Origin of the sequence: Streptomyces sp. NBC_01092, assembly GCF_045039535.1 — a bacterium.
Lineage (GTDB): Bacteria > Actinomycetota > Actinomycetes > Streptomycetales > Streptomycetaceae > Streptomyces.
The window spans coordinates 8760041-8784857 of record NZ_CP108659.1 but is presented as its reverse complement, the minus strand read 5'-3'; the positions used below and the strand labels follow the sequence as shown (position 1 = coordinate 8784857).

Sequence of the window (24817 nt, the reverse complement as noted above, 5' to 3'; positions counted from 1 at the left end):
TCGTGGCAGGTTTCAGGCTTGTTGCGCGTCGTGCGCGAGGAGTGCGATGTGTACGGATGCGGCCTGTTCGAAGTCGTCGAGGTCGACGCCGAGCCGCGTCTGTATCGCCTCCAGGCGGCGGTAGAGCGCGGGCCGCGAGACATGGTGGAGCTGGGCGGTGCGGGACTTGTTCCGGCCGGTCGCGAGGTAGGTGCGCAGCACGGACAGCATGTCCTCGTCGGCCGCGCACAGCAGCCCGTCCAACTCCCGCTCCGCGAACGCCTGGACATGCGGGTCGTCGCGCAACAGCCGGACCAGGCCGCGCAGATGGACGTCCCTGAGGCGTACGACGGCCGGGAGGTCGAGCACGGCCGAGGAGTCGGCGACGGCGTCGGCGACATGCTGCGCCTCGCGCAGTCCGGTGGGCACGTCGTCCCAGGCGGTGCGGGGGTCGGCGGCGGCCACGACGGTGCGGACGGCCTCCGAGTGCACCCGGGCCGCGAAGTTCGCCGTCAGCACCGAGGCGTCCTGGTCCCGGGCGAGGCTCAGCAGCACCGCCACGGCCCCTTCGGCCAGCTCGGCGACGAGCCCGGACAGCCCCACCATCCGCAGTACGCGGTCGAGTTGGTCGGGTTCGACGTCCCGCACGACCAGCGGGACGAACGTCCGCCGGTTGACGGGCAGCCCGGCCGCCCGCGCCCGCGGCAGCAGTTGCCGTGCCGGTACGACCCCGCTGACGAGGTCGGTCAGCAGGCTCTGCGCGGACTGCTCCTCCCAGGTGTGCGCGGAGTTCCCGCCGAGCATGCGGTGCAGGACGAGGGCCTCGGCGGCGCGGTCGGCCAGCAGCCGCCCGGTGGCGGTGTCGCCGCGGTACCCGCACAGCACGATCTGGCCCCAGCGCTCCCCGCGCCCGTCGAGTGCGGCGCGGATCCAGCCGTCGCCCTGGCTGCCGCCGGCCTGCCGGGAGATGCGCTCCCAGTCGCGCAGCACGTCGTCCACCGCCGGCCGCTCGCCGGCGGTGGCGAGGACGCGGTGGGCGAGGTTGGTGACGACGACGGGGCAGGCGCTGTGCGAGGCGACCTCGTCGAGCAGCCGTTGCAGCGGGGCGCCCGCGGTGATGAGTCCGGTCAGCGCGGTCCGTACCGCCTCCGAGAGGCTGACGGCGGCGAACTTGCGGCGCACGAGCCGGCACTGGACCTCTTCGGTCAGTTCGGCGAAGGGGAAGGGCCGGTGCAGGACGACCATGGGCAGCCCGCACCGCTCGGCCGCCCGACGCATCACGTCCGGCGGGGTGGGGAACGCCCGGCCGAGTCCGAGCACGACGGCCGCCGCCTCGGCCCGGTGCAGGGAGCGGATGTACTCGGCCTGCTTGTCCTCGTCCCCGGCCAGCAGCACCCCGGTGGTGAGCACCATCTCGCCGCCGGTGAGCATCACGCCGACGTCCGGCGCCTCGGCGACGTGCACCCAGCGCACCGGCCGGTCGAGCTGACCGGCGCCGGCCACCACCTCGGGCTCCCCGGCCAGCACCCGCTCCAGGGTGAGGACCTGCCGGACCGACAGAGCGGGTTCCAGGGTGTGCGTGGGCTCCGAGGTGGTGGTCATGGCGGCGTTCCTTACTCAGGCACCAGGTTCTCAGGTGGTTCCTGCTAGATGCTCCTCAGAGCGTGTCCGAGGATCGCGGCGCCTTCCTCGGCCTCCGCGACGGTGAGGGACAGGGGCGGGGCGATACGCAGGGACGTGGTGTTGTGGCCGCCGCCCTTGCCGATGAGGAGGCCGCCCTCGCGGGCCGCCTCCAGCACGGCGGACGCGGCGGCGGGGTCGGCCTCGTCGGTGCCGGGGCGGGTCAGCTCGATGCCCAGCATCAGGCCCCGGCCGCGCACCTCCCGTACGTGCGGCACCTGCGCGGCGACGGCCCGCAGTCGCTCCAGGAGCAGCCCGCCGACGCGCCGGGCGTTGCCCTGGAGGTCGTGTTCCAGCAGGTAGGAGAGGTTGGCGAGGCCGGCCGCCATGGTGATCTGGGTGCCGCCGAAGGTCGAGATGCTGTTGGAGTCGAGGCAGTTCATGATCTCGGCGCGGGCGACGACGCCGCCGATGGACATGCCGTTGCCGATGCCCTTGGCGAAGGTCAGTATGTCCGGCGGGCCGGAGCGCGCGTGCGCCTGCCAGCCCCAGAAGTGGTCGCCGGTGCGGCCCCAGCCGGTCTGCACCTCGTCGGCGATCCACAGGATGCCGCGCTCGGCGAGCACGTCACGGAAGGCGGCGTACAGCCCGTCCGGACCGGAGGTGAAGCCGCCGACGCCCTGGATGGGCTCGGCGATCAGCGCGGCCGGCGGGCGGGTGTGGCCGAGGAGGTCCTTGAGGTCCTCGACGCAGGCGGCGATGAAGTCGTCGTCGGAGAGATGGGCGTAGGGGCCCCGGGTGCGGACGCCGCCGTGGACGTACAGCGTCTGGAGCGGCGACAGCGAGGTCGGCGACCAGCCGCGGTTGCCGGTGATACCGACGGCGCTGAAGGAGCGGCCGTGGTAGCTGTTGCGCATCGCGAGGATCGAGTTGTTCTGCCGGTGGGTCGTCGCTAGCAGCAGGGCGGTGTCGTTGGCCTCGGTGCCGGAGGTGGTGAAGAAGACGCGGGCATCCGGGATGCCGCTCAACTGGGCGATGCGCTCGGCGAGTTCGACCATGGGCCGGTTGAGGTACAGGGTCGAGGAGTGGATGATCCGCCCGGCCTGCTCGCTCACCGCCTTGGTGACCTCGGGCAGCGCGTGCGCGGTCATCGTGGTGAGGATGCCGCCGAAGAAGTCGAGGTAGCGGTTGCCGGCGGCGTCCCACACGTGGCGGCCCTCGCCGTGGGTGATCTCCAGCGGCTCCTCGTAGTACAGGGCGAGCCAGTCCGGCATGACGGCTCGGTGGCGTCCCATCAGGTCCTTGGTCACGGCTGCACCAGTCCTTCGTACGCGTCGGGGCGGCGGTCGCGGTAGAAGGCCCACTGCTGCCGCACCTCGTCGATCAGGTCGAAGTCGAGGTCGCGCACGACGAGCTCCTCGCTCTTGTCGCTGGCGATCTCCCCGACAACCTGCCCACGCGGGTCGACGAAATAGCTCGTCCCGTAGAAGTCGTTGTCGCCGTACGGCTCCTGTCCCACCCGGTTGATCGCGGCGATGAAGTACTCGTTGGCGACGGCCGCCGCGGGCTGCTCCAACTGCCAGAGGTAGGAGGACAGCCCGCGCGAGGTGGCGGACGGGTTGTACACCAACTGGGCGCCGTTCAGACCGAGTTGCCGCCAGCCCTCCGGGAAGTGACGGTCGTAGCAGATATAGACGCCCACCTTCCCGACGGCGGTGTCGAAGACGGGCCAGCCGATGTTTCCCGGCTTGAAGTAGTACTTCTCCCAGAAGCCCTTGACCTGCGGGATGTGGTGCTTGCGGTACTTGCCGAGGAAGGTGCCGTCGGAGTCGATGACGGCGGCGGTGTTGTAGTAGAAGCCGGCCCCCTCGACTTCGAACACCGGTACGACGACGACCATCCCGGTCTCGCGGGCCAGCTCCTGCATACGACGCACGGTCGGCCCGTCGGGGACGGGCTCGGCCCAGCTGTAGTGCTCGGGTTCCTGGACCTGGCAGAAGTACGGGGCGTTGAAGACTTCCTGGAAGCCAATGATCTTGGCGCCCTGCCGGGCCGCCTCGCGTGCGTGCTCCTCGTGTTTCGCCACCATGGACTCGGTGTCGCCGGTCCAGGTGGCCTGGACCAGAGCGGCGCGTACGACGTTGGCCATGAGCTGCTCCTTCGACGGGACGTCAGAGCCTCTACGCCCGTAGAGGGGGGCCGTAGAGGCTCGAAAGTAAGCCCCCGGAAGAGCCTTGCCAAGACCATCGTCGTTAACCCGCTGAGTCGATCAGGTTTCACCCTCCTGTGGGTGATGGATGGGGCCGGTGGGAGGGGTGTGACGCCGTGACACAAGGGGTCACGCGGTGAAGCCGGCCACCCTCAGGGCGTGCACGAGATCCCACTGGCACTCGTCGGAGACCCCCTGGGCGGCCTCCAGCAGGAGGGGGACGAGCGTCCTCGGGTCGGGCGCGACACTTCGGGCGGCCTCCTCCGGGGTGCGCACGCGGACGTACGCGTCGAGCAGCGCGCGGACCTCGCGGCGGCGCCCCTCGCCGGCCAGCCCCAGCACGGCCTGCCCGATCTCGGGCGCGGGCCGCGACACGCCCTGCCGCAGGATCTGCTCCCCGTCCTCGGCCCGCCCCGCCGCGGTCAGCGCGTCGGCGGCGGCGACCAGCCGCTCGGCGGGCAGCGAGGCGGCCTCCCACAGCAGCGTCGCCCAGTCGGCCCCGAGCCCGGCGCGCTGCATCTCCGCGGCGAGCAGCGGAAAGCGCCCGGCGGGCCAGTACGCGGCCTCGACGAGCAGCACATGCGCCTCGCCACTGCGCCCCTCACCCCGCAGCCGCACCAGCGCCCCCACGGTGGCGGCGACCTCCTGCCGGCCGACCGGGTCCATGGGTTCGGCCCACGACTCCGCCGACGCCGCGCTCCCCCCGTCCTCGGCCCCGGCGAACCGGGCCCCACGCGGGGTGCGTCCCGTACGGTCGGCCTGCGCGGGCAGGGTCGGCAGCACGGGCGCCTCGGCCGGGGGTACGACGACGGGGGCGGACTCCTCCTCGACCATCCCGGCGAACCGGGCACCGCCTCGGCGGCGTTTGCGCTGCTTGGAGGTGGGGGTCTCCGGCGGGGCGGGGTCGGGGTCGGGGTCGGCGAAGGTTGCGGGGGCAGGGGCGCTCCGGGCGTCCGGCCGGTCGGATGGCGCAGCAGCCCCCGCGGGACCGGTGCGACCCGTCGGATCCACGCCCGGACGGCGCTCGCCCCCACCGGCAGCCGGGCTGCCGCCGACCCCACCACCCCCGCCACCGCGGAAAGCGTCCTCACCGAGCTCCCCGCCCCCGGACCAGTCGCCCGCGGCCCCGCCGCCCTCGCCCCCGCCATGATCGTGGAAGCCGCCCCCATCCCCCACCCGATCCCGCAGCACCGCCTGCCCCCGTGCCCTCGCCGCCCGGTGGTCCAGGTCGGCCGCGCGGGTTCGGAGTTCGGCGCAGCGGGACGTCGCGCGTTCGTGGTCGTCGCGGGCCCAGGCGAGGTCGAGGCGGATGGCCTCGGCCTCCTCCCTGCTGGTGGCGGAGGCGAGCAATCGGCCCAGTTCCACCTGCCGTTCGGCGGCGTAGCGCTGTTCGCGGAGCATGACGTCGAGGCGGTCACCGAGGGCATCGCGCGCGCCGGGACGGGCGTCGTACGCGGCGAGGGCGGCGGTGTGCAGGGCGCGGGCGCGTTCCGCCTCGGGGTCGGCGCCGCCGGGGCCGTACTGGGCGGCGAGGTCGTGCAGCAGGGACTCGACCACGTCCCAGGGCGGCATCTCGCGGCCGTCGAGGCAGGCCCGCATGCCTTCCGGGTCACGCTGCCAGAACACCCCGCACCAACCGCCGCCCTGATCGAGGCGCGCCATCAGGCCGTCCAGGTAGTTCACGAACTCCCGAACCCGAGCCGGGAGTTGATCCACTGACATGCCAACTCCCACCAGACCGGAGCACTCCGGTCCGTTAGGCAACACCAGCCGTGTTACGGGCGCGCTACGGGGAGTTTTCCGACTGAACGCAGAGTACGCCGCAGCTGCCGGAACGTGACGTGCGTGCCGCTCAGGCGGCGGCCTCGACAACCGGCGCACACCGGCTGTGGAGTTCGTCCAGCGACAGCCCGAGGGCGTCCGCCAGCGCGGCCACGGTGAAGAAGGCGGGTGTCGGCGCCCGGCCGGTCTCGATCTTGCGCAGCGTCTCGGCGGAGACGCCGGCGCTCGCCGCGACGTCCGTCATGCTGCGGCCGCCGCGGGCCTCGCGGAGCAGCCGGCCGAGCCGCTCGCCGCGTTCACGCTCTTCGGGAGTGAGAGGGGTGCGCACCATGGCGCCCATTCTAATACCGGTATAGTAATTGGCATGGTGGAGCTGAAGACGGACACGTCGATCGAGGCGATGTACGCGGCAGGGCAGGTCGTGGGCCAGGCCCTCACTGCCGTACGCAAGGCGGCTGACGTGGGGGTTTCACTGCAGGAGCTGGACGAGGTGGCGCGCGAGGTGCTGCGCGGGGCCGGTGCGACGTCCCCGTTCCTCGGCTATCGCCCCTCCTTCGCGCCCGTCCCCTTCCCCGCCGTCATCTGCGCCTCGGTGAACGACGCGATCGTGCACGGCATCCCCACCGGCTACCGCCTGCGCGACGGCGACCTGGTCTCCATCGACTGCGGCGCCGAACTGGACGGCTGGGTGGGCGACTCGGCGATCAGCTTCACCGTGGGCAGGGCCCGCCCGGCCGACGTACGCCTCATCGAGACGGCGGAGCGGGCGCTGGCCGCGGGCATCGAGGCGGCCGTCGTCGGCAACCGCATCGGCGACATCGCGCATGCGATCGGCTCGGTGTGCCGCACGGCCGGGTACGGCGTCCCGGACGGTTTCGGCGGGCACGGCGTGGGCCGCAAGATGCACGAGGACCCCTCGGTGCCCAACGAGGGCCTCCCGGGCCAGGGCCTGCCACTGCGGCACGGCATGGTCCTCGCCGTCGAGCCGATGCTCGTGGCGAGCGGCAAGGACGGCTACCACGCGGCCGCCGACGGCTGGACCCTCGTCACGAACGACGGCTCCCGCGCGGCCCACACCGAGCACACGGTGGCGATCACCCGGTCGGGGCCGCGGATCCTGACGGCCCGCTGAGCCCGGGGCGCTGTGGGCCTGCGTGCCTCGTCCCCGGCCATCGCGGCTTCGGGACGGCAGGCGCGACGGAGGCGACGTAGACAGCCGCGTGCCGCACGCCTCGGCCCGGCCGCCGGCGCCCGCAGCCATGTCCGGCGCGCCGTCCGCCGCGACCGAGGCGACATCGACAGCCGCATGCCGCACGCCTCGGCCCGGCCGCCGACGCCCGCAGCCATGTCCGGCGCGCCGTCCGCCGCGACCGAGGCGACATCGACAGCCGCATGCCGCACGCCTCGGCCCGGCCGCCGACGCCCGCAGCCATGTCCGGCGCGCCGTCCGCCGCGACCGAGGCGACATCGACAGCCGCATGCCGCACGCCTCGGCCCGGCCGCCGACGCCCACAGCCATGTCCGGCGCGCCGTCCGCCCATCTGCACGTCGCTCCCGCAGACCGCCCTGCTCCAGGACCGCTGATCGAGCAGGAGCGGCGCGGTCGTCCCCCGGCGTTCCTTGAGGTGCCCCCGGCCACCGTTCGTGCGAAGGTGTTTTACGAACGCGGCCAGGTGTAACCGGCTTGCGCCCGGGTTACCCGACTCCGGCACGTCGATCAGCGAGGGCGACCCTGCCCGCGCAGGGACGCCGGATGGGAACGCCATGACCAGCGGCTTCAATGGTGGTCCGGAGGACTACGACCCCTTCGGAGAATTCCTCGCCCGCTTCTTCGGCGGACCGCGCCCCGGCCCCCGGCAGATCGACATCGGCCGCCTGCTCAGTCAGCCGGCCCGGGAACTGGTGCGGGGCGCCGCGCAGTACGCCGCCGAGCACGGCAGCCGCGACCTGGACACCCAGCACCTGCTGCGCGCCGCGCTGTCCGCCGAGCCGACCCGGAGTCTGCTCACCCGGGCGGGCGCGGACCCGGACTCGCTGGCGACGGAGATCGACGAGCGTTCCGGCCCGGTCCAGCACCCGCCGGGCGAGGCCCCGCCGCCGACTTCGCTGTCCCTGACCCCGGCCGCCAAGCGGGCCCTGCTGGACGCGCACGACCTGGCCAGGACGCGCGGAGCCGGTTACATCGGCCCGGAGCACGTGCTCAGCGCCCTCGCCGCGAACCCCGACTCGGCGGCCGGGCACATCCTGAACGCGGCCCGCTTCGCCCCGTCCGGCATGCCGCCCGAGGCCCCGGACGGGGCCCAGCCCAGGGCGGGCGTCGATCAGCGGCCACGCGTCGACACCGGTACGCCCACTCTCGACAAGTACGGCCGCGACCTCACCGAACTGGCCCGCCAGGGCCGTGTCGACCCGGTGATCGGGCGTGACGAGGAGATCGAGCAGACCGTCGAGGTGCTCTCCCGGCGCGGCAAGAACAACCCGGTGCTGATCGGCGACGCGGGCGTGGGCAAGACCGCGATCGTGGAGGGCCTGGCCCAGAGGATCACCGACGGCGACGTGCCCGACGTGCTCAGCGGCCGCCGGGTCATCGCGCTGGACCTGGCGGGCGTGGTCGCCGGCACCCGCTACCGGGGGGACTTCGAGGAGCGGCTCACCAACATCGTGGACGAGATCCGCGCGCACTCCGACCGGCTGATCGTGTTCATCGACGAGTTGCACACCGTCGTGGGCGCCGGAGGCGGCGGCGAGGGCGGGTCCATGGACGCCGGGAACATCCTCAAGCCGGCCCTCGCCCGCGGCGAACTGCACGTCGTGGGCGCGACCACGCTGGAGGAGTACCGCCGGATCGAGAAGGACGCGGCACTCTCCCGCCGCTTCCAGCCGATCCTGGTCCCCGAGCCGACGACCGCCGACGCGATCGAGATCCTGCGCGGCCTGCGCGACCGCTACGAGGCCCACCACCAGGTCCGCTACAGCGACGAGGCGCTCGTCGCCGCCGTGGAGCTGTCCGACCGCTACCTCACCGACCGGCGCCTGCCGGACAAGGCCATCGACCTGATCGACCAGGCGGGCGCCAGGGTACGACTGGGCGCCCGCTCCAAGGGCACGGACGTACGGGCCATGGAGCGCGAGGTCGAGCAGCTGACCCGGGACAAGGACCAGGCGGTCGCCGACGAGAGCTACGAGCAGGCGACCGGGCTGCGTGACCGGATCGTCGATCTGAAGCAGCGCATCGCGGACGCCTCCGGCGACGAGGAGGCCGACGAGGGCATCGACCTGACGGTCACCGCCGAGGCCATCGCGGAGGTCGTGTCCCGGCAGACCGGCATCCCGGTGAGCAGCCTCACCGAGGAGGAGAAGGACCGGCTGCTCGGCCTGGAGGAGCATCTGCACGAGCGGGTCGTCGGGCAGGACGAGGCGGTGCGCGTGGTCTCCGACGCGGTGCTGCGCTCCCGGGCCGGACTCGCCAGCCCCGACCGGCCGATCGGCAGTTTCCTGTTCCTCGGCCCGACCGGGGTCGGCAAGACCGAGCTGGCCCGGGCGCTCGCCGAGGCGCTGTTCGGCAGCGAGGAGCGCATGGTCCGCCTCGACATGAGCGAGTACCAGGAACGCCACACGGTCAGCCGGCTGATCGGCGCCCCGCCCGGCTACGTCGGCCACGAGGAGGCCGGCCAGCTCACCGAGGTGGTGCGCCGGCACCCGTACTCGCTGCTCCTGCTCGACGAGATCGAGAAGGCCCACCCGGACGTCTTCAACATCCTGCTCCAGGTGCTGGACGACGGGCGGCTGACCGACTCCCAGGGCCGCACCGTGGACTTCACCAACGCGGTCATCGTGATGACCAGCAATCTCGGCTCGGAGGCGATCGGCCGCGGCGGCGCCGGCATCGGGTTCGGCTCGGGCGACGAGGGGGCCGAGGAGGAGGCGCGCAGCGAACGGATCCTGCGGCCGCTGCGCCAGCAGTTCCGGCCCGAGTTCCTCAACCGCATCGACGAGATCGTCGTCTTCCGCCGGCTGACCCCCGAGCAGCTGGAGCGGATCACGAACCTGCTGCTGGACCGGACCCGCCGTCTGCTGCACGCCCAGGGCGTCGCGGTCGAGTTCACCGGCGCGGCCGTCGACTGGCTCTCCGAGCGCGGCTACCAGCCCGAGTACGGCGCCCGCCCGCTGCGCCGCACCATTCAGCGGGAGGTCGACAACCAGCTGTCCCGGCTGCTCCTGGACGGCCGGATCGGCGAGGGCGGCCGGGTCACGGTGGACGTGGCGGACGGGCGGCTCGCCTTCCGCACGGAAGACCTGCCGCCCGCCCCCGAGTTGTGAACCGGGTGGGCCAAGGCGCTACGACGCCGGGCGCACCACCATCGCCGAGCCGCCGCCGCGCCGTACCTTCTCGGCGGCGGCGAGCCACTGGCCGTTCGGCAGTCGCTGGACGCCGGTGGCCGCGCCGATCTCGGGGTTGAGCCGGAAGCCGTGCCCGATGGCCTCCAGCTGGGCCCTCAACGGACTGTTGTACAGGCCCGGTTCGAGCTCGGTGGTGGTCTGGTTGCGCTGGCTGGCGCGCGGCGCGGTGATCGCGTCGACCAGCGGCAGCCCCCGGTCGAGGAATCCGGTCAGCGACTGGAGCACGGTGGTGATGATCGTGGCCCCACCGGGCGAACCGAGCGCCACCACCGGCCTGTTGTGCTGGTCCAGGACGATCGTCGGGGACATCGAGGAGCGCGGACGCTTGCCCGGACCCGGCAGGTTCGGGTCGTGGACGGCCGGGCTGGCGGGGGTGAAGGAGAAGTCCGTCAGCTCGTTGTTGAGGAGGAAGCCGCGGCCCGGCACGGTGATGCCGCTGCCGCCGGTCTGCTCGATGGTGAGGGTGTAGGAGACGACGTTGCCCCACTTGTCGGCCACGGTGAGGTGGGTGGTGCTGTCACCCTCGTAGGTGGTCGGGGCCGCCGTACCGCGCGCGTCACAGGCCGCCGGATCGCGCGGGTCGCCCGGCGCGACCGGGCTCGTCAGCACCGCGTCGTCCTTGATCAGGCACGCCCGGGAGTCGGCGTAGCGCTGCGACAGCAGCTCCTTGGTCGGTACGTCCTCGAAGGCGGGGTCGCCGACCCAGCGCCCACGGTCGGCGAACGCGATGCGGCTGGCCTCGATGTAGCGGTGCAGGTACTGGGCCTCGCTCGCCTTAGAGAGGTCGGTGCTCTCCAGGATGTTGAGGGCCTCGCCGACGGTCGTGCCGCCGGAGGAGGAGGGCGCCATGGAGTAGACGCCGAGACCGTGGTACGAGGTCTTGGAGGGTGCCTGGGACTTGACCCGGTAGGCGGCCAGGTCCTTGGCGGTCACGTCGCCGCGGCGAGCGTTCCAGCCGGAGGCCGGGTCCACGGGCGGGTTGTCGACCGTGTCGACGATGTCCTCGGCGATGTCGCCCCGGTAGAGCGCGCCGACGCCCTCGCGTGCCAGCTCGGCGTAGGTGCGGGCGAGGTCGGGGTTCTTGAAGGTGGAGCCGACGACCGGGAGCGATCCGCCCGGCAGGAACAGCTTCGCGGTGTCCGGGAAATAGCGGAACCGGGTCTCGTTGGCCGCGGTCTGCGAGCGGAAGGTGTCGTCGACGGTGAAGCCGTCGCGGGCGAGGCGCTCGGCGGGCTTCAACACCGACCCGAGGCTCCTGCTCCCCCACTTGTCGAGCGCCTGCTGCCAGGTGGCGGGCGTGCCCGGGGTCCCGACGCTCAGACCGCTGCTGACGGCTTCGGCGAAGGGAATCGCGGTGCCGTTCTCCACGAACAGGTCGGCGTCGGCGCTCAGCGGCGCGGTCTCCCGGCCGTCGAGGGTGCGCACCGTACGGGACTTGGCGTCGTAGTAGACGAAGTAGCCGCCACCGCCGACGCCGGCGGAGTAGGGCTCGGTGACGCCGAGCGCGGCGGCCGTGGCGACGGCGGCGTCGACGGCGTTGCCGCCCTTGCGCAGGACCTCGATGCCGGCGGCCGAGGCGTCCGCGTCGACGCTGGAGACGGCGCCGCCGTATCCGACGGCCACGGGAACCTTTTCGACGGGGCTGCCGTGCGCTGTGGGCGGCGCAGCTCCCACCGACACCACAGCAGCCGAGATCGCCAGGACCGACAGTTTCCGCGCGACAGGGCGACGCATCCGCACCTCCAGCCAGGGACCGTCCGCGCAGCCTATTCGATCGGCATGCCCCCGTCAGCCCGCCCTCGGCAAGCTCTCATCGAACGCGGGTTTGCGTTGGCCCGCTAGCATGCGCGCCCATGAATGACGACGTGCGCAACATAGTCCTGGGCGTGGTCGCGGCGGCCGTCAGCGCCGGACTGGGCTGGCTCGCCCGTACCTATCTGTGGAAGCGCAAGCTGCGGCGCAAGCAGGCGTTCTTCGGGCTGCCCGACAATGCCGAGTCCTTGCTGGTGGTCAACCGCGGGGCGGGCGGGCCCGAGTTGACGGTGATGCGCTACGACGTGTTCGCGCTGCTGGAGCTCGCCGCCCTGATCAAGGACTGCAACGCCCACGCGCAGATCATCCCGCACGACGCGGCGCGCCAGGGCTTCGGTGAGCGCACCGAGTTCTGCGTGGGCGGCCCGGCGTCGAACCGCCGCATGATGGCGCACCTGGCGTCCCTGCTGCCCGGGGTCCGAGTGAACGTCGACGCCGACCCCGGCCCCGACCGGGGCGCCCTCCAGTTGGGCTCCGAGCGCTATCGGGTGGAGGTCGGCAAGGAGGAGTACGCGCTCCTCGCCCGGCTCACCGTCGGCGAGAGCCAGGGCCCGCGCCCCGTCTTCCTGTTCTGCGGGCAGACCGCGATCACCAACCAGGCCGCCACCCGTTACCTCGCCCGCAACCACGAGCGGCTGACCCGCAAGCACGGCACCGGCTCCTTCGTGCTGCTGCTGAAGGTGGTCAACTCGCAGGCGTACGGCCCGGATGTGGTGGAGCTGGTCGCGGACGTGACACGGGCGGCGCAGGCACCCCTGCCGACACCGGCGGCTCCGCGCAACGCACACCGAGCCTCCTGAGGTCCGTTACATTCCGGTAATCGTTACTGCCACGTAACTTACCGACGGGTTACTTACGGTAAGGGGCCGAGGTTACCGTCGGGTCACTTTGCATTGACACGAGTGAGGAGTGACCCGTGGGACTCCATCGCAAGGCCCTGCGTACGACCGCCGTGGGCGCCGTCTCCGCGACTCTGGTCGCCGGAAGCGCCCTCGGGCTCGCCCCCGCCGCCCAAGCCGCCCCGAACGGCGTGCGCTTCGTCGACATCACCGGCGACGGCGGCACGACCCTCAAGGCGAACGTCGTCACGCCGGCCGGCGCCGACGGCACGCGCAGCTACCCGCTGCTCGTCATGCCCACGAGCTGGGGCCTGCCCCAGGTCGAGTACTTCGCGCAGGCCCAGAAGCTCGCGAACTCGGGCTATGTCGTGGTCAGTTACAACGTGCGCGGCTTCTGGCAGTCGGGCGGCGAGATAGAAGTGGCCGGACCGCCCGACATAGCCGACGCGTCCAAGGTCATCGACTGGGCGCTCGCCAACACCCCGGCCGACGCGCGGCTCATCGGCATGGCGGGCGTCTCGTACGGCGCCGGCATCAGCCTGCTGACCGCCGCGCAAGACAAGCGGGTCAGGGCGGTCGCCGCCCTCAGCGGCTGGGCCGACCTCATCGGCTCGATCTACTCGGGCCGCACCCAGCACGTCCAGGCCGCCGGACTGCTCGACGGCGCGAGCCTGGTCACCGGCCGCCAGAGCGCCGAGATCCGGCAGGTCTTCAACGACTTCTACGCCTCCAACCTGTCCAAGGAACAGGACATCATCAACTGGGGGAAGAAACGTTCGGTCGCTACATACCTGGACCAACTCAACGACAGCGGCTCCGCGGTCATGATGGCCAACGCCTGGGGCGACACGATCTTCCCGCCCAACCAGTACGCGGACTTCTACGAGAAGCTCACCGGCCCCAAGCGGCTGGAGTTCCGCCCCGGCGACCACGCCACCGCCGAACTGACCGGGCTGTTCGGCCTGCCCAACGACGTATGGACGGACACCGAACGCTGGTTCGACCACTACCTCAAGGGCGAGGACAACGGCATCAACCGCGAGCTGCCGGTCCAGCTCAAGTCCCGCGCCGGCGGCGGCTACGAGGGCTACCCGGACTGGAAGTCGGTCGGCGCGACGAACCGGAAGATCGACCTCGCGGGCACGACCACGATCCGCACGAACGTCGACTCGGGCGCGAACGGCGGGGTCGTCTTCCTCTCCAGCATCCTCGACCAGGTGGCCCAACTGCCCCCGATGGCCTCGATCCCGCTGATCCCCCGGTTCTGGGCGGGCGTCTGGCAGTCGGGGAAGTACGCCACGGCCCAGCAGATACGCGGCACCGCGAAGTTGCACACCACCGTCACCCCGACCAAGGAGAGCGGCACCCTCGTCGCCTATCTCTACGACGTGGGCCCGCTCGGCCTCGGCAAGCTGGTCAGCAACGCGCCGTACACCTTCCACGGACGCACGCCCGGACAGCCGTTCGGCGTCGACCTGGAGCTGTACTCCACGGCCTACGACGTCCCGGCAGGCCACCGTCTCGCCCTGGTCGTCGACACGGTCGACCCGCTCTACATCGAGCACAACCCGTCCAGCGCGCGGCTGACCTTCTCCTCGCCGGCGAACGACCCGTCGTACGTGTCGATTCCACTGCGCGAACAGTGATCTCCGGCCGGCGCCGGACGGGTATGGCTCTGTGACTGCTGCCCCCTGCTGCCCCTGTCCCCAGGGGCCGTGGGGGGATCCCCACCCGGCAGCAGCGTCCCTGGGGACGGACGGAACATCGTAGTCGAGGTCGGACACGGCGAGGATTTCGGCGTAGCGATGGCCGCAAGCTACCCAGGCGAGAGCGGACTTAATACGCGACACGCACTTTTCGGACATAAGCCGTATTTACTCGGTTCTTATGTCATTCCATACGCCTGGAGCTCAGGCTTCCGAGACCTCCGCGTACAGCTGCGACAGCTCCGGCACCCCGCTCGCGGCCCACTCCCGCCCCGAGGTCACGACGTCGAACTCCCGTCCGGAGGCGAGCCGCACGACCGGCTGACCGTCCGGCCAGATCTCCCAGGCGGCTCCGGGTACGGTGCGCACGATGACCGTGCCGAGGTACAGCCCGGCGTCGTTGCCCAGCCAGGGCAGGCTCTCCTCGTCGTCCCGCCAGCGCGGCAGCAGCTGGTCGAGGGCCTCCAACGAGGCCACGGTGTCATCGAGTTGGATCCCCGCCCGGGACGCGTGTGAGCGCAGGAGTTCGCACTCGGCGAGCAGATCGGCGATGCCCTCGGCGTCGGGGGCCCCGCGCTTCTCGGGCCGGTGGCCCAGAAAAGGGATCTTCATACCCACAGCGTGTCATTCGCACGGCCGAACGCACCACAGGCGCGCTGGCCGTCGATTCCGGTCGAGTTCACGCCGACTTGTGGCATGGCTCGTTGACGGGTCACGGGTGCCTCTCTACGTTCGCGGTGCGTCCTGCGTCTCGTCTGAACGGCTTATCTCACCCGAACTTGTCATGCGCGGTCATACGCAGTCCTGAGCGGTCGTGAACGGGAGGAGTCGGCCGTGCGCCGATGTGTGTGGATTTCAGCGGTCGTCCTTGCCCTTTTCGCGGCCCTCGTGCCGGCGGTCTCCGCACACGCGGCCGGCGAGCGCAGAGCCACGCCGCTCCCGCTGGAGCGGCTCTTCGACAACACGGCCGTCAGCGACGACGCCCGGCCGGCCGGGGCGGACTTCGACGGGGCGGGCGCCTCCCTGTCGGCGCAGGACCTCGCGGCCGCCGGGTGGACGCCCGGCCGTGCGCTGACCGTGCAGGGCGCCCGGCTGACCTGGCCGAACCGGCAGCCGGGCGAGCCGGACAACGTCCTGGCCGCCGGGCAGGACGTGCGGGTGTCCGGCCGCGGCGACGCGCTGGCCTTCCTGGTGGCGGGCACGGCCGGCATCGACGTCGGCGCGGCGGGGACGGTGCTGTACGCCGACGGCACCCGGTCCGCCTACCGGCTGACCGCCCCCGACTGGCGTACCGGCCCGCTCGCCACCAAGGCGGTCGCCCTGCCGCACCTCAACACACCCGGCGGCCAACTCGCCGAGCGGGCGCGGCTGTACGTCGTGACCGTGCCGATCGTGGCGGGCCGCGCGGTCGCCTCCGTACTGCTGCCGCAGGCGGCCGGACTGCATGTGTTCGCCGTGACGGTACGGGCCGCGACCACGGGCTGGACGGGGAGTTGGGCGAGCGCGACGGGCGGCTATCCGACCGTGGGGCCGTGGACCGACCGGACGCTGCGCCTGGTGGTGCACACCTCGGCGGGCGGGCCGCGGGTGCGGCTGCGGTTCGACAACACCTTCGCGGCGGGGCCGGTGCGGATCGGGAGCGCCACGGTGGCCGTGCAGCAGTCGGGCGCGGCGGCGAAGGCGGCGCCGGTCCGGGTCTCCTTCCGGGGTGCGGCCGGCGTCGAGATCCCGGCGGGAGCGCAGGCGTACAGCGATCCGCTCGGCTTCGCCGTGCCGGCCGACGCCAACCTGCTGGTGAGCTTCCACCTGCCGGGGACCGTGCCGGCGGCGCCCGTGCACCGGCTCGCGCAGCAGCGGTCGTACGTGAGCGGGCCGGGCGACCATACGGCGGACGCCTCCGCGACGCCGTACGGCACCGTCCTGACCAGCTGGCCGCTGCTGACGGGCGTCGACGTGGGCGGTGGGCCGGGGTCCGTGGTGCTGCTGGGGGACTCGATCACCGACGGCGACAAGTCCACGGTGGACGCGAACCGGCGGTGGCCCAATGTGCTGGCCACCCGGCTGCTGAACCAGAGTGCGGTCCCGCGCTACGGGGTGCTCAACCAGGGGATCTCCGGCAACCGTGTGGTCTCCGACCGCTATCCCGGGGACGGCGTCTCCACGGACACGGCCGGTGTGAGCGCCCTGTACCGGTTCGACCGGGACGTCGCGGCCCAGACGTCGGTGCGGACGGCGGTGGTGTTCGAGGGCATCAACGATGTGCGGGCGGGCACGACCGCCGAGCAGGTGATCGCCGGGCTGCGCGCGATCGCGGACCGTGGGCATGCCCGGGGGCTGCGGATGCTGGCGGCGACGGTACTGCCGTGTGAGGGGGAGGTGCGGTGCACGGCGGCCGTGGACGTGGAGCGGGCCGAGATCAATGCCTGGATCCGCGGGGCCGGGGTGTACGACGCGGTGCTCGACTTCGATGCCGTGGTGCGGGACCCGGCGCGGCCGTCCCGGATGCTGCCCGCGTACGACAGCGGGGACCATCTGCATCCGGGCGACACGGGGCTCGCGGCGCTGGCCGAGTCGGTGGACCTGCGGCTGCTCGCCGGGTGAGCGGACCGGTGACTACACGTCCAGATCCACGACCACCGGCGCATGGTCCGACGCGCCCTTGCCCTTGCGCTCTTCCCGGTCCACGTACGAGTCGGTGACCGCCTTCGCGAACGGCTCGTTGCCGTAGACCAGGTCGATGCGCATGCCGCGGTTCTTGGGGAAGGCGAGCTGGCGGTAGTCCCAGTACGTGTACGGGTGGTCGTACTTCAAAGGGCGCGGGACCACGTCGGACAGGCCGGACTCGCGCAGGGAGGCGAGGGCGGCGCGCTCGGCGGGGGTGACGTGGGTGAGGCCCTCGAAGGCGGCCACGTCGTAGACGTCGTCGTCCGTCGGGGCCACGTTGTAGTCCCCCATCACCGCGAAGGGGCGGCTGCCGCCCGCGTCGCCGGCCACGGCCACCTTGAGGGCCTCGAACCACTGGAGCTTGTAGGCGTAGTGGGGGTGGTCCACCTCGCGGCCGTTCGGCACGTAGACGGACCAGACGCGGACCGGGCCGCAGGTCGCGGAGATGGCGCGGGGCTCCTCCGCGCCGTCGTAGCCGGGGTCGCCCGGCAGGCCCTTGACGACGTCCTTGAGGCCGACGCGGGAGAGCACCGCCACGCCGTTCCACCGCCCGGTGGCGTGGACCGCCGCCTCGTAGCCGAGGTCGCGCAGCGGGTCGAACGGGAAAGCGTCCTCGGCGACCTTGGCCTCCTGGAGGCAGAGCACGTCGGCGCCACTGCTCTCCAGCCAGGCAAGGAGCCTCGGCAGGCGGGCGGTGATCGAGTTCACGTTCCAGGTCGCGATGCGCATGCCTGACAACCTACCGGGCGGGACTGACAACCCGGCCCCGCCCGGGGTGGGACCGGTCACAGCTCCGCGGAGTCCCCCGGCGTCAGACGCAGGTGCTCCGAGCCGCCCAGGCCGCCGATCTGTCGGTCGTAGATCGGCCGGGCCAGGTCGGTGAGGAGGGCGTCGTGGATGTCGTAGGCGCGCTGCGGCTTGACCTCGCGGACGTAGTCGATGACTTCCGCGATCTTGTTCCAGGGCGCCATCACGGGGAGCATCAGCGTCTCGACGGGGCGGTCCGGCACGGTGAGTGCGTCGCCGGGGTGAAAGACGCGCCCGTGGTCGATGAGGTAGCCGACGTTGGTGATGCGCGGGATGTCCGGGTGGATGACCGCGTGCAGTTCGCCGTGGACCTGGACGTCGAAGCCGGCGGCGGTGAAGGTGTCGCCGTGGCCGACGGTGTGCACACGGCCCGGGAACGCCGCCGAGATCTTCTCGGCGACGGACTTCAGCGTCCAGATCCGCGCGGCCGGGTTGGCCTCCATGGCCACCCGCAGCCGCGCCTCGTCGAAGTGGTCGGGGTGCTCGTGTGTGACGAGGATCGCGTCCGCGCCGAGGGCGGCGTCCTCCTCGCTGAACCCACCGGGGTCGAGAACGAGCGTCTGTCCGTCCTTTTCGAGCCGGACGCAGGCGTGCGACTTCTTCGTGAGCTTCATGACTCCATCCTGGCGCGCACCGGCTGCGGATGCTCCCCCACCACGGATGCTCACTCCTGCGGAGTGGTCTCCTCGCGTATGACCTTCTGGGCCACCTTGAACGCGCTGTTGGCCGCCGGTACACCGCAGTAGACGGCCGCCTGGAGCAGCACTTCCTTGATCTCGTCCGGGGTGAGGCCGTTGCGCAGGGCGGCTCGGGTGTGGAAGGCGAGTTCGTCGAGGTGACCGCCCGCGACCAGGGCGGTGAGGGTGACACAGCTGCGGGCGCGCCGGTCGAGGCCGGGTCTGTCCCAGATCTCCCCCCACGCGTAGCGGGTGATGAACTCCTGGAAGTCGCCGGAGAACTCGTCCGCCTGCGCCAGCGCCCGGTCGACGTGCGCGTCGCCGAGCACCTCGCGACGGACCTTGATGCCGGCGTCGTACGGGTCCGGCCGTCCGGTCGTCCGCGGCGACACGACAGCCGGGGCGATCTCGGCGATGGGCGTGGGCTGGGGCGGTGCGGCGGCCAGGACCGGCTTGGCGGGGGCGGCGACGATGGCCATCTGGCCGGTGGTGGAGTCGTAGGCGGGCTGCCAGGCGGTGGAGAAGTGCCGGACCAGCAGGTCGGTGACGGCGGCGGGCTGCTCGACCGGGACGAGGTGGGAGGCGCCGGGGACGACGGCGAGGCGGGCGTCCGGTATGCCGGCGACCAGGGTGCGGGCCTCTGCGGGGCCGGTGACCTGGTCGTCCGAGCCGACGAGGACGAGTGTCGGCACGGCGACGCCGGAGAGCTGCGACCGTACGTCGAAGGAGGCGAGGGCCTCGCAGGCGGCGATGTAGCAGCCGGGGTCGGTGGTGCGCACCATCTGCACGGCCCACTCGGTGATGGCGGGCTGGGCGGCGGCGAAGCCGGTGGTGAACCAACGGTCGGGCGAGGTGCGGGCGATGGGGTCGAGGCCGTTCGTGCGCACGATCACGCCCCGCTGGCGGAACTCGTCGGCCGTGCCGAAGCGGGGCGAGGCGGCGATCAGCGCCAGCGAGGCGATGCGCTCGGGGTGGCGCAGCGCGAGCTCGATGCCGAGGGCACCGCCGAACGCACAGCCCGCGTAGCCGAAGCGCTGCACGCCGAGGCTGTCGAGCGTGGCGAGCAGCCGTGCGGCGAGGTCGCTGACGGAGCCGGCCGGGTAGGCGGGCGCGCCGCCGTGTCCGGGCAGGTCGAACCGGAAGACACGCCACTGCTGGGTCAGCTCGGGGACCTGGCGGTCCCACATGTGCCATGTGGTACCCAGTGAGGGACCGAGGATCAGGACCGGGGCGTCTTCTGGCCCGTCAAAGCGGTATTGCAGGGTGTTCATCGGTGTCTCACTCACCCGCCCGACCCTCTCATCTGTCACGAGATGTCACATCGCCGGGGTGAACCTAGCGGGCCTTGCCCCGCTCCCGCACTGCCGATCCTGCCGACGAGAGCCCAGGTATACGTTCTCCGGCATGTACCCGTGACCGTGTAGGTAGTGGGCCCTCCGGGCGCGTGCTCTCCTTCAGCCGCCCCGAGCAACGCATTCCTCTTTGATCACGGCCTCCAGGCGGTTCGCGTTGCCGCATCAAGTGTGGTGGCACGGACGAGGCTCGGCGTGACTCACCTAGAACCCTTCCCGAATCCCGCCCAACAGCAGCTTGAACACCACACGGTGAACGCTTGGTAGAAGGCTTGGCCGTAGCCGCATGCTCTCAGTTACAGTCACTGGTCCAAAACCAGCAAGCGGACCCCGAATCCACGTCGCCCCGATCCTGCTGGCCATACGGCTCGCAAGTCGCTCAGCTGATAGTCCGCGTGGCTCACTCTTGCGCCTCCGCCGCACCCCCGTGCAGGCCATCCCAAGTGGTGGCGGCTCCGCGAAGATCTTCTACATCCGGCTTGACATACCACCGTTTGGTCGTCTTTACGTTCGTATGTCCGGCCCATCGCGCGAGGATGTGGTCCGGGACACCCTTGTTGGCCAGGAAGGTGAAGCACGACGAGCGTGCGTCGTAGAGCCTGACGCGTCGGAGCCCGAGAAGCTCCATAAGCCGGTACGCGCGTCGGCGAAGTTGCTTGATCGTGAAGGCTTCGCCCGCCTCGTGCACCAGCACGTAGCCCGACACCGTGTACGCCTCCCCCAGAGCGAGCCTCTCCTCGGCTTGGAGAGCCCGGAACGCCTTGAGGGCTCCCAACACCAGCGCCGGCAGCGGCAGATCCCGCTCACCCGCAAGAGACTTGGTGTCCTTCTCCACCACGTACCGGTTGCCCATCATCGTGCGCGTGTTGGCAATGACGATCGTGGCGTTCTCCAAGTCAACGTCTTCCCACCGGAGGCCGCAGACTTCAGCTGGACGAAGCCCCATCAGCGAAAGAAGAAGCGCGGCATAGAGACGCTCACCCCTAATTCCATGTATGAATTTCTGAACCTCCTGGACATTCCAAGGCGGCACCTCCTCTTTAGTCTTCCGCTCTTCCTTGCGCGCTCTCCGGGGAATGGTCACGTACGCAGCGACATTGACGTACACCAACCGCCTGGTAACGGCCCTCCCCAGCGCTTCCTTCAGCCGAGCGAGGCTCATATCCACAGTCGTGACACTGAGTGGCGTCCCGGCCCTTTTACCACGCAGGCGGCCATGCGCCAGCGCCCAATCCCTCCACTCTTCCACGTGCTCCTCAGTAAGGTCCTGGAGACGGATATTGCCGAGCCTCCCCCGAACTCGGTTCAGGGTAATCCTGTAGTTGTAGATAGTGGTTTCTTCGAGGTCCTCCGCTTTCATGGCCAGCCACCGGTCGAGCCAATCATTCACGGTGATCTCGCTAGGCGGCACAAGCGACCCATCATGCCGCCGATTAGTTATGTTCGCGTACTCAGCCCTAGCTTCCTTCAACGAGTCGAAGGTGCGCCTCAACTGCTTACGCTTCCCAGTTTCGGGGTCGATTCCTGCGTCGACAACAAACCGGTATCGAACCTTCCCCTTGGAGTTCGGCGGAAGTTTCTTGATGGGGTTGGACAGAATTCTCACTCTCCTCGAACAGGCGGATAAATTCAACACGCCGCGCCTACCGATCGGGGTAGGCAAACTGACGGAACTATTCGCTACGGCTCCACCGCCAAGCACAGCCGGGTGCGAACACCATTAATGCTCCGCACGATCCCCGGTTTCGGTAACCGGGGATCGTGAACTAGACTGCGCCCGCCCACGCGGAATCGGACGCCAGGTAGCGAGAACCGATTACGGGCGCCGCACCGTCTGTGACGAATGAGGGAATTCCGTCATCCGTGAGTCCGCTATGACTTCGTGCCACGACACGCTCGGGCGCACTGACCGGTCGGGGGACACTGCGGGTCGCCGCCCCAGCGTGAGCGACTATGCGATGTGAGCGACGGCGCGATCACAGCGGCAGCCGCGTTCGGACAGATCCACGCCACTCCATTGCCGACCGCACAGACGCACAGGCACAGTGCAGTGGACAGGGCGTAGTAGTGCGCCGTGGTCCGATCCGTCCACACATTAATGGCGCTGAGCGCCAAGAAAATGGGGTGGCAGGGCGAGTGGATCGCATGACGGGCTTCGGCAAGGTCTCCCTCGAATGGAACTGGCGGCAGGACGACTGTGGATTCCGGGGATGCCTCCATCGATGCCGACCATGCGATGCCCCCTTCTGACCTGGGAATTTCGGGGACGTTGTACGTTGACATGTTCCTGGAAGAGGTTCCAGTCCCTTGGGGCTTATTCACGTCTGCCGTGAGCTGAAAGTGTCCGGCGTCGTCCAATCGAGGCGTTTGGCAGCCCGTTCGCCGAGGACGCACTGGCCCGCAGGGGCGGCACCGGCCTGGAAGTCCGCTCGGCAGGGCTGATCGGGAAATGGCAGGACCAACCCGCCAACGAGTCCATGGTCAACGCCGCCCGACGCCTCGGCCACGACCTCACCGGTCACCGCGGGCAGCAGATCACCCTGGACATGCTCGACTGGGCGGAAACCGTCCTGGCGATGGACACCGCCGTCCTCGACACTCTGCGGGCGATCTGCGGTCAGGCCAACGAGCCCAAGCTCGCCCTGTACCTCGGCGACCGCGACGTCCCCGACGCCATGGGAAAGGACCACGTCGCGTTCAACGACTGCGCTGTCCTCATTGAGGCAGGGACGGCTCTCCACGTCGGCCAGCCGCTCCAGTAACCGGCTGACCGAACGCAGCCGAAAGGATCTCGTCCACGAGCTTGTCGGCCGCGTCCGGACGGCCGTACGCACGGGCCCGGTCCGCCATCGCCCACCGAAGCTGGGCATCAGCCAGGAGCGGGCCCAACGCGTTCCGCACCTGATCCGCCGTCACCGCACCTTCGAGCGCGACCGCTGCCCCGGCCTCCTGTAGATGCCGCGCGTTGTGCGCCTGCTCGTTGCCGGCCGACGACGCCAGCGGCACAAACACAGCAGGCTTGCCCAGCGCAGTCAGCTCAGCCAGCGTCCCCGCACCGCTGCGGGAGATCACCACATCCGCGAGCGCCAGCACGTCCGGCAGCTCCGGGCCGACAAAGCCAGCCAGGTAGTACCGGCCCGCGAGCCCGGCGGGCAGCCCGGCCGCCCGCGCCCGCAGTCCCTCGACATTGGCCGGGCCGCACTGGTGCACCACGTTCGCCTGCCGCAGCAGCCACGGCAGCACCTCGCCGACCAGCTCATTGATCTGCTGCGACCCTTGCGCGCCGCCGGTGACGTACACAGTCGGCAGCTGCCGGTCGAAGCCCCCCAGTTGCAGCGCCTGTACGGCCCTGTCTGCGTGTCCCGACAGGACTTCCGGTCGTACCGGGTTCCCCGTCACCACAGCGACCTGCCGCGCCGACTCCGAAAGCAGTGGCAGCGTCGACTCCGACGACACGCAGATCCGAGCTGCCGATGCCGCCAACTTCCGGTTCGCCAGCCCCAACCTGACCGTCTGCTCGTGCAGCACCAGCGGACGACGGCACATCCGCGCCGCCAGTCCGGCCGGGACCGCCACATAGCCACCCGTCGCGAGCACCACATCCGGCCGGAAACCATCGATCGCCTTCCGAGCCTGCACCACCCCCAGCGGTACCCGTGCCATATCCCGCACGTTCGCCGGCGACGCCAACTTCAATGGGTTCTTCGAGCGGCGGATCTATCCGGTCACCACGCTGGTGTAGGGGATGCCCTCGGCCGGGGCCACGCGCGCCTCCAAGCCGTCAGCCGTCCCGATCCACAGAGTCTCGAGCGCCGTGCCATCGGCAGCGAGCCGGGCCTGCAGAGTTCGCACAGCGGTCAGCGCGGGGTAGGTGTGTCCACCGGTTCCGCCGCCCGTGACGACGAGACGGAAAGGGGCGCTGTTCATCTGGGGGTTGCTCCAAATCTGGCGCTAGATCAGGCGAGTCGCCACAGTAGCGGCTGCGGAGCACGGTCTTGCCCGCCGAGTTGATGGGGCTCCTTGAATTCGGCCACCTTGTAATCGGCTCCGCTTCAGAATTGGTCGGCTTGATTCCCCAGGGAGACCCGTACTGACCTGCGGACGGGCTTCACAAGGGAGGAGCCGCCTGCGTTACGAGGGCCGTGGTAGTCGGTCCGGGGTGCGTGCAGCGAATCGCGTGAGCGACGCCGAAGTCGCCCTTGATCGGGGACCGGAAGAAGTCTACCCAGCAGCCGTAAACCGTCCTGTATTCAGGCGAGGAGGGCGGTGAGGGCCGTCGTCACGGCTGCGGCGAGGGTGACGACCGCGGCGAAGGCGGTGGCAGCCCTGGTCAGGGCGGCGGGGTAGGTGGCGCCGTCCATGCGGGCGAGCTTGCCCGCGCCAGCCGCGGCCAGCAGCGCGACGACAATCACAAGTGCGATGGTCAAAAGGGCGACGGCGACAGCCACGACAAACTCCTTGTACATGGTGGGGTGTTGACGTGGTCGAAGGTCGCGCAAACGGTGTCCACCGGGGTTCGCCAGGACGAAGATGAACACCGGCGAACACATAAGGGCCTTGGGAGCGAGTACGTGCACGACAAGCAGAGTGGCGACAGCCCGGCACTCACCGAATTGCGCCAGAGGCTGGCCGATGGGCTGGCCGTGGCCCGGCTGAACCGGACGCAGCTTGCTCAGAAGGCTCGTGTGGGGCGTACCAAGGTGTGGGAGGCGCTCAGCCCCGGACAGCCGCTGCCGTCTGCCGAGACGGTGGCAGCGTTGGGCCGTGTGCTGAATCTGCCGGTGCCAGAGCTGCTGGAGTTGCGGCGGAGTGCGGTCGAGGAGTCGGACGCGGAACACAGCGGACGGGCCGGGACGTCCGATCCAAGACTGGGACCCGCATGTCCAGGAGGGGGACGCCGGTAGCCGGGACGGCAACCACCTCGCGCGAGCGGGCCGGGCTGGGCCGTCAAGTCGCCTGGGCTGAAAGG

18 protein-coding genes and 1 pseudogene are annotated in these 24817 nt (G+C 70.8%); 6 read left to right on the top strand and 13 right to left on the bottom strand.

The annotated features are described in order from the left end of the window. Positions 1-12: 12 nt before the first annotated feature. The 5 genes from OG254_RS39715 to OG254_RS39695 form a co-directional block, all read right to left on the bottom strand. Complete coding sequence (locus OG254_RS39715; protein WP_405592008.1) at positions 13-1581, bottom strand: PucR family transcriptional regulator; 1569 nt, start codon at positions 1579-1581, stop codon at positions 13-15. A gap of 44 nt (positions 1582-1625) precedes the next feature. Beyond that, positions 1626-2909, bottom strand: coding sequence for an aspartate aminotransferase family protein (locus tag OG254_RS39710; protein ID WP_405592005.1), 1284 nt, complete (start codon positions 2907-2909; stop codon positions 1626-1628). Then, positions 2906-3748: a nitrilase-related carbon-nitrogen hydrolase gene (locus OG254_RS39705; RefSeq protein WP_351194044.1), complete on the bottom strand. Its 843-nt coding sequence runs from the start codon at positions 3746-3748 to the stop codon at positions 2906-2908. The genes OG254_RS39710 and OG254_RS39705 overlap by 4 nt, the downstream gene beginning before the upstream one ends. Positions 3749-3937: 189 nt before the next feature. Continuing rightward, on the bottom strand, positions 3938-5530 hold the full coding sequence (locus OG254_RS39700) for a hypothetical protein (RefSeq protein ID WP_405592001.1): 1593 nt from the start codon (positions 5528-5530) through the stop codon (positions 3938-3940). Positions 5531-5660: 130 nt separating this feature from the next. Further along, a complete protein-coding gene (locus OG254_RS39695; protein WP_405591998.1) occupies positions 5661-5921 on the bottom strand; it encodes a helix-turn-helix domain-containing protein in 261 nt (86 codons plus the stop codon). Between the two features lie 33 nt (positions 5922-5954). On the opposite strand from OG254_RS39695, the gene map reads away from it, so the two are divergent. Together map and OG254_RS39685 are read left to right on the top strand one after the other, a co-directional pair. After that, on the top strand, positions 5955-6722 hold the full coding sequence (gene map / locus OG254_RS39690; RefSeq protein WP_405591995.1) for a type I methionyl aminopeptidase: 768 nt from the start codon (positions 5955-5957) through the stop codon (positions 6720-6722). Between the two features lie 632 nt (positions 6723-7354). After that, positions 7355-9910, top strand: a complete 2556-nt coding sequence (locus tag OG254_RS39685) for an ATP-dependent Clp protease ATP-binding subunit (RefSeq protein ID WP_405591992.1) — start codon at positions 7355-7357, stop codon at positions 9908-9910. 18 nt (positions 9911-9928) lie between these two features. On the opposite strand, the gene ggt is transcribed toward OG254_RS39685, so the two are convergent. After that, the gene (ggt, locus tag OG254_RS39680) at positions 9929-11725 is read right to left on the bottom strand and encodes a gamma-glutamyltransferase (RefSeq protein WP_405591990.1); all 1797 of its coding nucleotides are present in this window, start codon (positions 11723-11725) and stop codon (positions 9929-9931) included. A 119-nt stretch (positions 11726-11844) separates the two neighbouring features. Here ggt and OG254_RS39675 point away from each other — a divergent pair, with 119 nt between their 5' ends. Then, positions 11845-12603, top strand: a complete 759-nt coding sequence (locus OG254_RS39675) for a hypothetical protein (protein ID WP_405591987.1) — start codon at positions 11845-11847, stop codon at positions 12601-12603. 116 nt (positions 12604-12719) lie between these two features. Further along, positions 12720-14288: an alpha/beta fold hydrolase gene (locus OG254_RS39670; protein WP_405591984.1), complete on the top strand. Its 1569-nt coding sequence runs from the start codon at positions 12720-12722 to the stop codon at positions 14286-14288. 264 nt (positions 14289-14552) lie between these two features. Here OG254_RS39670 and OG254_RS39665 read toward each other — a convergent pair whose 3' ends face one another. Continuing rightward, positions 14553-14960 carry a DUF6278 family protein gene (locus tag OG254_RS39665; RefSeq protein WP_147995808.1) on the bottom strand — a complete coding sequence of 136 codons (408 nt, stop codon included), beginning with the start codon at positions 14958-14960 and terminating at the stop codon, positions 14553-14555. Positions 14961-15182: 222 nt separating this feature from the next. Between OG254_RS39665 and OG254_RS39660 the strand changes: the two genes are divergently transcribed. Further along, the gene (locus tag OG254_RS39660) at positions 15183-16949 is read left to right on the top strand and encodes an SGNH/GDSL hydrolase family protein (RefSeq protein WP_405591980.1); all 1767 of its coding nucleotides are present in this window, start codon (positions 15183-15185) and stop codon (positions 16947-16949) included. A gap of 12 nt (positions 16950-16961) precedes the next feature. On the opposite strand, the gene OG254_RS39655 is transcribed toward OG254_RS39660, so the two are convergent. The 4 genes from OG254_RS39655 to OG254_RS39640 form a co-directional block, all read right to left on the bottom strand. Next, the gene (locus OG254_RS39655) at positions 16962-17741 is read right to left on the bottom strand and encodes an exodeoxyribonuclease III (protein WP_405591977.1); all 780 of its coding nucleotides are present in this window, start codon (positions 17739-17741) and stop codon (positions 16962-16964) included. A gap of 56 nt (positions 17742-17797) precedes the next feature. Continuing rightward, positions 17798-18433, bottom strand: a complete 636-nt coding sequence (locus OG254_RS39650) for an MBL fold metallo-hydrolase (protein ID WP_405591974.1) — start codon at positions 18431-18433, stop codon at positions 17798-17800. A 50-nt stretch (positions 18434-18483) separates the two neighbouring features. Continuing rightward, positions 18484-19782, bottom strand: a complete 1299-nt coding sequence (gene pcaC / locus OG254_RS39645) for a 4-carboxymuconolactone decarboxylase (protein ID WP_405591971.1) — start codon at positions 19780-19782, stop codon at positions 18484-18486. A gap of 466 nt (positions 19783-20248) precedes the next feature. Next, on the bottom strand, positions 20249-21454 hold the full coding sequence (locus OG254_RS39640; protein WP_405591969.1) for a tyrosine-type recombinase/integrase: 1206 nt from the start codon (positions 21452-21454) through the stop codon (positions 20249-20251). Between the two features lie 751 nt (positions 21455-22205). Here OG254_RS39640 and OG254_RS39635 point away from each other — a divergent pair. Continuing rightward, on the top strand, positions 22206-22610 hold the full coding sequence (locus OG254_RS39635) for a low molecular weight phosphotyrosine protein phosphatase (RefSeq protein ID WP_405595469.1): 405 nt from the start codon (positions 22206-22208) through the stop codon (positions 22608-22610). Here OG254_RS39635 and OG254_RS39630 read toward each other — a convergent pair. Both OG254_RS39630 and OG254_RS39625 read right to left on the bottom strand, forming a co-directional pair. Next, a pseudogene (locus tag OG254_RS39630) lies at positions 22564-23775 on the bottom strand (UDP-N-acetylglucosamine--N-acetylmuramyl-(pentapeptide) pyrophosphoryl-undecaprenol N-acetylglucosamine transferase). The gene OG254_RS39635 and the pseudogene OG254_RS39630 sit on opposite strands and share 47 nt — an antisense overlap. A 323-nt stretch (positions 23776-24098) precedes the next feature. After that, positions 24099-24296: a hypothetical protein gene (locus OG254_RS39625; protein ID WP_405591966.1), complete on the bottom strand. Its 198-nt coding sequence runs from the start codon at positions 24294-24296 to the stop codon at positions 24099-24101. Between the last annotated feature and the right edge of the window lie 521 nt (positions 24297-24817).

Coding starts and splice junctions, on each gene's coding strand:
- OG254_RS39715 (WP_405592008.1), bottom strand. CDS start 1,581: ATGACCACCACCTCGGAGCCCACGCACACCCTGGAACCCGCTCTGTCG.
- OG254_RS39705 (WP_351194044.1), bottom strand. CDS start 3,748: ATGGCCAACGTCGTACGCGCCGCTCTGGTCCAGGCCACCTGGACCGGC.
- OG254_RS39700 (WP_405592001.1), bottom strand. CDS start 5,530: ATGTCAGTGGATCAACTCCCGGCTCGGGTTCGGGAGTTCGTGAACTAC.
- OG254_RS39695 (WP_405591998.1), bottom strand. CDS start 5,921: ATGGTGCGCACCCCTCTCACTCCCGAAGAGCGTGAACGCGGCGAGCGG.
- map (WP_405591995.1), top strand. CDS start 5,955: ATGGTGGAGCTGAAGACGGACACGTCGATCGAGGCGATGTACGCGGCA.
- OG254_RS39685 (WP_405591992.1), top strand. CDS start 7,355: ATGACCAGCGGCTTCAATGGTGGTCCGGAGGACTACGACCCCTTCGGA.
- ggt (WP_405591990.1), bottom strand. CDS start 11,725: ATGCGTCGCCCTGTCGCGCGGAAACTGTCGGTCCTGGCGATCTCGGCT.
- OG254_RS39675 (WP_405591987.1), top strand. CDS start 11,845: ATGAATGACGACGTGCGCAACATAGTCCTGGGCGTGGTCGCGGCGGCC.
- OG254_RS39665 (WP_147995808.1), bottom strand. CDS start 14,960: ATGAAGATCCCTTTTCTGGGCCACCGGCCCGAGAAGCGCGGGGCCCCC.
- OG254_RS39655 (WP_405591977.1), bottom strand. CDS start 17,741: ATGCGCATCGCGACCTGGAACGTGAACTCGATCACCGCCCGCCTGCCG.
- OG254_RS39650 (WP_405591974.1), bottom strand. CDS start 18,433: ATGAAGCTCACGAAGAAGTCGCACGCCTGCGTCCGGCTCGAAAAGGAC.